Here is a 6247-nt window from a genome sequence, read left to right as displayed (position 1 = left end):
CCTTTTGCCAAGACAAAAGGGACCCGCCGTAAAGGCGGAAGGGGCCGGCAGCGTCGCTGCATGGAATGGATAAGCTCAAACCCTCAGCATCCAAACCCAACCCAAGGATCGCTGCCCCCGGAACTCCGTGAAGAACTGTTTTCCTGCCCAATGCTGCAGGCTAAGCCCCTTTGCCCGATAGCGACGGCTGACCTGCCGGAGCACTGGCAGTCGACTTGCGCCGGCTCAGAGAAATCAGCAGGATCGCCGCCGTCACTCCGCCCGTCATCAGGGTTTCGTAACGGTAGGCCGGGCTGATCAGCATATAGCCCAGCACCGAGACGATCAGCCCAATCACCAGCCAGGTCAGCCAGGGGAACAGCCACATCTTGAACGCAAGCTCGGTACCTTCACGTTCGTTCCTGGCGCGCATGCGCAACTGCGACACGGCAATCACCAGGTACACAAGCAGGGCGATGGCACCGGTGGTCGAGAGCAGGAAACCAAAGACCTTGCCGGGGAATACATAGTTGACCAGGCAACCGGCGAATCCGGCGAAGGTCGAGAGGATCACCGCCACGGTGGGCACGCCGTTACCGGAAATACGCCGGGTCATCGGCAATGCCTCGCCCCGGGCACCCAGCGAATAGAGCATCCGCGAGGCCGTGTACAGGCCCGAGTTCATGCAACTGGTGACCGCCACCAGCACCACCAGGTCGACCAGCAGCTTGGCCCCGGGCACGTTCAGCACTTCCAGCACGCGCTGGAAGGAACCCACCGCCTTGAGCTGCGGATCGTTCCAGGCCACCAGCGAGACGATGAAGAAGATCGACACGATGTAGAAGATGGCGATGCGGTAGACCACCAGGTTGGTGGCCTTGCGGATCTTGTCCTTGGGATTGGCGGTTTCGTCGGCGGCAATGGTGACGATCTCGGCCCCGAAGAACGAAAAGATGGTCACCAGCACGCCCCCGAGCACCGCACCGAAGCCATTGGGCATGAAGCCACCATTGGCCCACAGCTGGCTGACTCCGGAGGCCTGCGCTGCCAGCGGCCAGACGCCGAATACCGCCAGGGTGCAAACGACGATAAAGGCCAGGATCGCCACTACCTTGATCAGGGCGAACCAATACTCGAACTCGCCGAAGTTCTTCACGCTGATCAGGTTGGTACCCGACAGCACGATCATGATCAGGAAGGCGAACAACCAGGACGGCACCGCGGGGAAATAGGCGTGGAGGATGTCCGCCCCGGCAATGGCTTCCACCGGAATGATCAGCACCCAGAACCACCAGTACAGCCAGCCGATGGTAAACCCGGCCCAGGGACCGATGGCCTGGCTGGCATAAGTGGAGAACGAACCGCTGTCCGGGTTGGCGATGGCCATTTCACCGAGCATGCGCATGACCAGCAGCACCAGCAGGCCGGTCATGGCATAGGAAATGAGAATGGCCGGGCCGGCGGTGGCGATGGCGGTGGAAGAGCCGATGAAAAGCCCCGCACCGATGATCCCGGCAATGGAGATCATCGATACCTGGCGCGATGTCAGACCGTGTTGCAGCGAGCGCTGTTTGTTTTGTTGTTGCGATGCCATGTTCAACCCTCAACTGGGTATGTCGCTGCACAGCTCGCGCAGCCGACAGGGTTAGAGCAGAAAGAGTTATAAAGTGGTGACGCTTGTTGTTTTCAGTGGCCCGTCCCAAGCCGGATTACAGAGTCTCCCGTTAATCGATAATTAAACTTTCAGGCAGTAGTTATCGCTCAGTTAGTTGTACTGACGAATGGGTTCTGGCTACTGCGAATTCCGGTTGAAATCCTTGATGCGGATCAGTATTAATCTTCAAGGCCGACAGCCACAAACGACCTTTTAGAAGCATATGATTCCGTATCGGAATGACCTTACGCCTTTTTCGCCGGATCGACCCGCCCATGTCCAAACGCCTGATGCCCTCGACCACCGCCTTGCAGTGCTTTGAAGCCGCCGCCCGGCACCTGAGCTTCACCCGCGCCGCGCAAGAGCTGCACCTGACCCAGAGCGCGGTGAGCAAGCAGGTCGCCCAGCTCGAGGACATGCTCAGCCATCCGCTGTTCCAGCGCATTCGCCGGCGCCTGCACCTGACCCCGGCCGGCGCCCTGTACCTGGCCGAGGTGAACAAGATCCTGGTCCAGCTGGACATGTCCAGCCGCTACATCCTCAGCTACGGCGGCGAAACCGAGGTGCTGCGCATCGCTACCCAGCCGACCTTCGGTGAGCGCTGGCTGGTGCCCAACCTCAAGGGTTTTGGCGAGCGCCATCCGCGCATCCACCTGGATGTGCGCAACGACCTGGAGCCTTTCGACCTGATCCAGGCCAAGGCTGACATCGCCTTTTTCTTCGGCCAGGGCACCTGGCCGGGCGCCACCTGCATCGAGCTGTTCAACGAAAACGTGGTGCCGGTGTGCGCGCCGCAGCTTCTGGCAGCGCAGCGCTTCGCCAGCGCCAGCGCCCTCACCGGCCAGCGCCTGCTGCAATGCACCTCGCGCCCGGAGGCCTGGCACGACTGGTTCCAGGACCTGGGCCTGCACAGCGAGAACAGCTACCACGGCCCGCGCTTCGACACCTTTTCCATGTGCATTCGCGCCGCCCAGGCCGGTTGCGGCATCGCCCTGATCCCGCAGTACCTGGTGGCCGAGGAGCTGGCCGAGGGCAAGCTGGCGATCGCCTGGGACCATGCCAGGAGCAGCGAAGGCTCGCATTTCATCGCCCATGCCGAACATGCCGCCGAGGTGCCCAAGGTGCAGGCGTTTGTGCAATGGATACGCGAGCGGGTAGCGATGCAGGCATAACTTCAAGAACTACAGGAATGATTGCAATCCTTTAATTCGTTTGTGTTCGGTCTGTCTGTCTCGCTTAGATACGCGCATAACTTGCCATAGAGCGCGTGCACATGAGCCACGAACATATCAGCCAGTCCATTTCCGTCGTACACCCGATTACACTTTCCCATGGCAAGAATGCAGAAGTCTGGGACACTCACGGCAAACGTTATATTGATTTTGTCGGCGGCATTGGCGTGCTCAATCTTGGGCACTGCAACCCGGCGATTGTCGCCGCCATTCAACAGCAGGCGACGCGCCTGACCCACTACGCCTTCAATGCCGCCGGACATGAGCCTTACATCGACCTGATGAAGCGCCTGGCCGCCTTTGTTCCGGTGTCCTACCCGCTCAGTGGCATGCTCACCAACAGTGGCGCGGAGGCTGCCGAAAACGCCCTGAAGATTGCCCGCGGCGCCACCGGCAGGACCGCGATCATCGCCTTTGACGGCGGCTTTCATGGCCGCACCCTGGCCACCCTCAACCTCAACGGCAAGGTCGCGCCCTACAAGCAGCGGGTCGGTGTGCTGCCAGGGCCGGTGTATCACCTGCCCTTCCCCAGCGCCGACACCGGCGTCAGCGGCGAGCAGGCACTACAGGCCCTTGAGCGCCTGTTCAGCGTCGAGATCGATGTCAATGAAGTGGCGGCGGTGATCTTCGAGCCGGTTCAGGGCGAAGGCGGCTTCCTGGCCATGGACCCGGCGTTTGCCCAGGCACTGCGCCGTTTCTGTGACAACCACGGGATCCTGATCATTGCCGACGAGATCCAGTCCGGCTTCGGTCGCACCGGCCAGCGCTTCGCCTTCCCGCGCCTGGGCATCGAACCGGACCTGTTACTGGTGGCCAAGAGCATTGCCGGCGGGATGCCGCTGGGTGCGGTGCTCGGCCGTAAGGACCTGCTCGACAGCCTGCCCAAGGGCGGCCTGGGCGGCACCTATTCGGGCAACCCCATGGCCTGCGCGGCGGCCCTGGCGACCCTGGAGCAAATGACCGACGCCAACCTGGCCACCTGGGGCGAGTTGCAGGAAAGCGCGATTGTCAGCCGCCACCAGCGCTGGCAGGCGCAGAAACTCTCGCCCTACCTGGGCCGCCTGACCGGTACGGGCGCGATGCGCGGTATCGAGCTGGTCGATGCCGGGGGCGCACCGGCACCGGCGCAACTGGCACAGTTGCTCGAAGCGGCCCGGGCCGCCGGCCTGTTGCTGATGCCCAGCGACAAGGCACGGCATATCGTGCGCCTGCTGGCACCACTGACCATCGAGCCTGGGGTGCTGGAAGAAGGCCTGGATATCCTCGAGCAGTGCCTGGCGGCCCTGGCCTGATTCAGTGCAGCGCGTCCGGCCAGTGCTCGACGCCATTGGCGAAGTGACGCGCCTGCAAGCCGCCCGCCCGCAGGGCGGCTACCGCATCGCGGGAAAACACGCACCAGGGCCCCCGGCAGTAGGCGATCACTTCCTGGCTGGGCGGTAACTCGCCCAGGCGCTGCTGCAACTCCTGGAACGGGATATTGATCGCACCCGGTAGATGCCCCTGGGCGAACTCATCGGCCGGGCGCACATCGAGCAAAGTCACGCTGTGCTCGCGCAGGCGTTCGAGCAACTCTTCGCGGCTGATGCCTTCGAGCTGATCGGGCGTTTGCCGGCTATCGTCGAGCAGCGCGCGCATGGCCGCGCGGTTGTATTCGGCGAATTGCCCGAGCGCTGCCAGCAGGCCCTGCACCGGGCCGCCACTCAATCGATAGAGCACCCGCTTGCCGTCACGGCGGGTCTGCACGAAACCGGCCCGACGCAGATGCTGCAGGTGCTGGGAGGTGTTGGCCACCGAGAGCTCGCACTGTTGCGCCAGCTGTTCCACGGCGCGCTCGCCCTGGGCGATGGCTTGCAGCAGGCTCAGGCGATGGGCATGGCCCAGGGTGCGGGCCAGGTCGGCGATGTCGTGATGGTATTGCAGGTTCAGGTCGGTCATTGACAGCACGGTAGCATTGGCCAATCATTCAATCAATTAATTGAATGTTATTAGAGGAGATGGCCCATGCTTGAAGGACTCATTCTGGCCGTGTTGATCGGCCTTACGGCCACCGCCCTGGCCGACCTGTGGGCGTTGTTCCAGCAACGTGTGCTGGGGATGCCCGGGCCGAACTGGGCCCTGGTCGGTCGCTGGGTCGGGCACATGCCCCGGGGGCAGTTCATGCACGCCAGCATCGCCAAGACCCAGGCCCTGCCGGCGGAGCGGCTACTGGGTTGGTCTACCCACTACCTGATCGGCATCGGCTTCGCCGCGCTGCTGCTGGTGTTGAACGGGGTGCAGTGGGTGCGCCAGCCGACCTTGTTGCCGGCGCTGGCACTGGGCGTGGCTACGGTGCTGGCGCCCTACCTGGTCATGCAGCCAGGCATGGGCGCCGGCCTGTTCGCCTCGAAGGCGCCGAACCCCGCGGCGGCCCGGGCCCGCAGCCTGCTGGCCCACAGCGTGTTCGGCGTGGCCTTGTACCTGGCCGGGCTGCTGTGGTCCGCGGTGCTGGCCTGAAGGGATGGACGCTTGTTACAGACCCAGTTCCTTGGGCGTGAGCATGTCACTCTCGAACGCGATCCAGCCGCCTTCGAGCTCGGCGTGACCATTGACGATCGGGCCGTAGTAGGTCAGGCCATTCTCCAGGGTCACACAGATATGCGTGGCCCCCTCAGGCGCGGCCAGGGTGCCGACGAAGTGGACCTTTTTCAACGTCTCGGTGACCGCCTCCAGGCCGACGCGAACACGAGCGTTCTCAGCGGCCTCGACATCATTGCCTCCTTCGTTGCTGACGGTGACGGTGGCTAGGTAGTCGTACATGCTTGAACTCCAACGGCGGATAGATCGGCGTCTACTGACGCGCGGGGGCGCCTAGGGTATTGTGCGCGACCGCCATGATCAATCAGGAAAAGACATTGACCGCTGAACAACACCTCACCTCGGACCTGTTCGAAGTCGACAAGCGCCTGGGCCTCAAGCCTGTGGTGGATTTCAACACCTACCTGGACAAGGCCTTCGGCGACGGTCCTTGCCGTTGCAGCCGTTGCCTGGCCAGTGCAGGCGACGAGTCGGGCTATGAGCACGCGCACAGTTTCTCCCTGCAGGGCCAGGTCGTGCATCGGCGCTTTGCCACCACCTCGGGCAGCGACGTGCTGATGGTCCTGAAGAAGGCCTGGCTGTCGTACACCAAGGCCGAGCTGCCGCCACTGGGCGCACTCGACCTGGACACCCTGCGCGCCTTCGTCGAGCCGGGCTTGCACAAACGCCTGGTGCCCCTGCTGCTGGCCAGCGGGCTGGCCAGGGAGGTCGAGGGGCAGTTGCTGCTGCAGGCCCAGGCCGGGGATTGAAACACGGGACCGTAGGAGCGGGCTTGCCCCGCGATGCGATGTGACTGATAACACGCAAT

The 6247-nt window shown here is 63.2% G+C and carries 7 protein-coding genes; 4 read left to right on the top strand and 3 right to left on the bottom strand.

Annotation, left to right across the window (positions count from 1 at the left end; all coding sequences use genetic code 11):
• Positions 1-160 precede the first annotated feature (160 nt).
• A complete protein-coding gene (locus tag M2D63_RS02245; RefSeq protein WP_285861130.1) occupies positions 161-1573 on the bottom strand; it encodes an amino acid permease in 1413 nt (470 codons plus the stop codon).
• Positions 1574-1908: 335 nt separating this feature from the next.
• On the opposite strand from M2D63_RS02245, the gene M2D63_RS02240 reads away from it, so the two are divergent.
• Both M2D63_RS02240 and M2D63_RS02235 read left to right on the top strand, forming a co-directional pair.
• Entirely contained in the window at positions 1909-2805 is an 897-nt protein-coding gene (locus tag M2D63_RS02240; RefSeq protein WP_285861129.1) for a LysR substrate-binding domain-containing protein, read from the top strand.
• Positions 2806-2906: 101 nt separating this feature from the next.
• Positions 2907-4157, top strand: coding sequence for an aspartate aminotransferase family protein (locus M2D63_RS02235; protein ID WP_285861128.1), 1251 nt, complete (start codon positions 2907-2909; stop codon positions 4155-4157).
• A 1-nt stretch (position 4158) separates the two neighbouring features.
• Here M2D63_RS02235 and M2D63_RS02230 read toward each other — a convergent pair whose 3' ends face one another.
• A complete protein-coding gene (locus M2D63_RS02230) occupies positions 4159-4800 on the bottom strand; it encodes a metalloregulator ArsR/SmtB family transcription factor (RefSeq protein ID WP_285861127.1) in 642 nt (213 codons plus the stop codon).
• 66 nt (positions 4801-4866) lie between these two features.
• On the opposite strand from M2D63_RS02230, the gene M2D63_RS02225 reads away from it, so the two are divergent.
• Positions 4867-5358, top strand: coding sequence for a DUF2938 family protein (locus M2D63_RS02225; protein ID WP_285861126.1), 492 nt, complete (start codon positions 4867-4869; stop codon positions 5356-5358).
• Between the two features lie 15 nt (positions 5359-5373).
• Here the strand turns inward: M2D63_RS02225 and M2D63_RS02220 are convergent, their stop codons facing one another.
• Positions 5374-5661: a hypothetical protein gene (locus tag M2D63_RS02220; RefSeq protein WP_285861125.1), complete on the bottom strand. Its 288-nt coding sequence runs from the start codon at positions 5659-5661 to the stop codon at positions 5374-5376.
• A gap of 74 nt (positions 5662-5735) precedes the next feature.
• Between M2D63_RS02220 and M2D63_RS02215 the strand changes: the two genes are divergently transcribed.
• Positions 5736-6188, top strand: a complete 453-nt coding sequence (locus M2D63_RS02215; RefSeq protein WP_405308919.1) for a hypothetical protein — start codon at positions 5736-5738, stop codon at positions 6186-6188.
• The last annotated feature ends 59 nt before the right edge of the window (positions 6189-6247 follow it).

The sequence above is a fragment of the Pseudomonas sp. BJa5 genome (genome assembly GCF_030272875.2).
Taxonomy (GTDB): Bacteria; Pseudomonadota; Gammaproteobacteria; order Pseudomonadales; family Pseudomonadaceae; genus Aquipseudomonas.
This window is presented reverse-complemented; position numbering and strand designations above follow the sequence as displayed.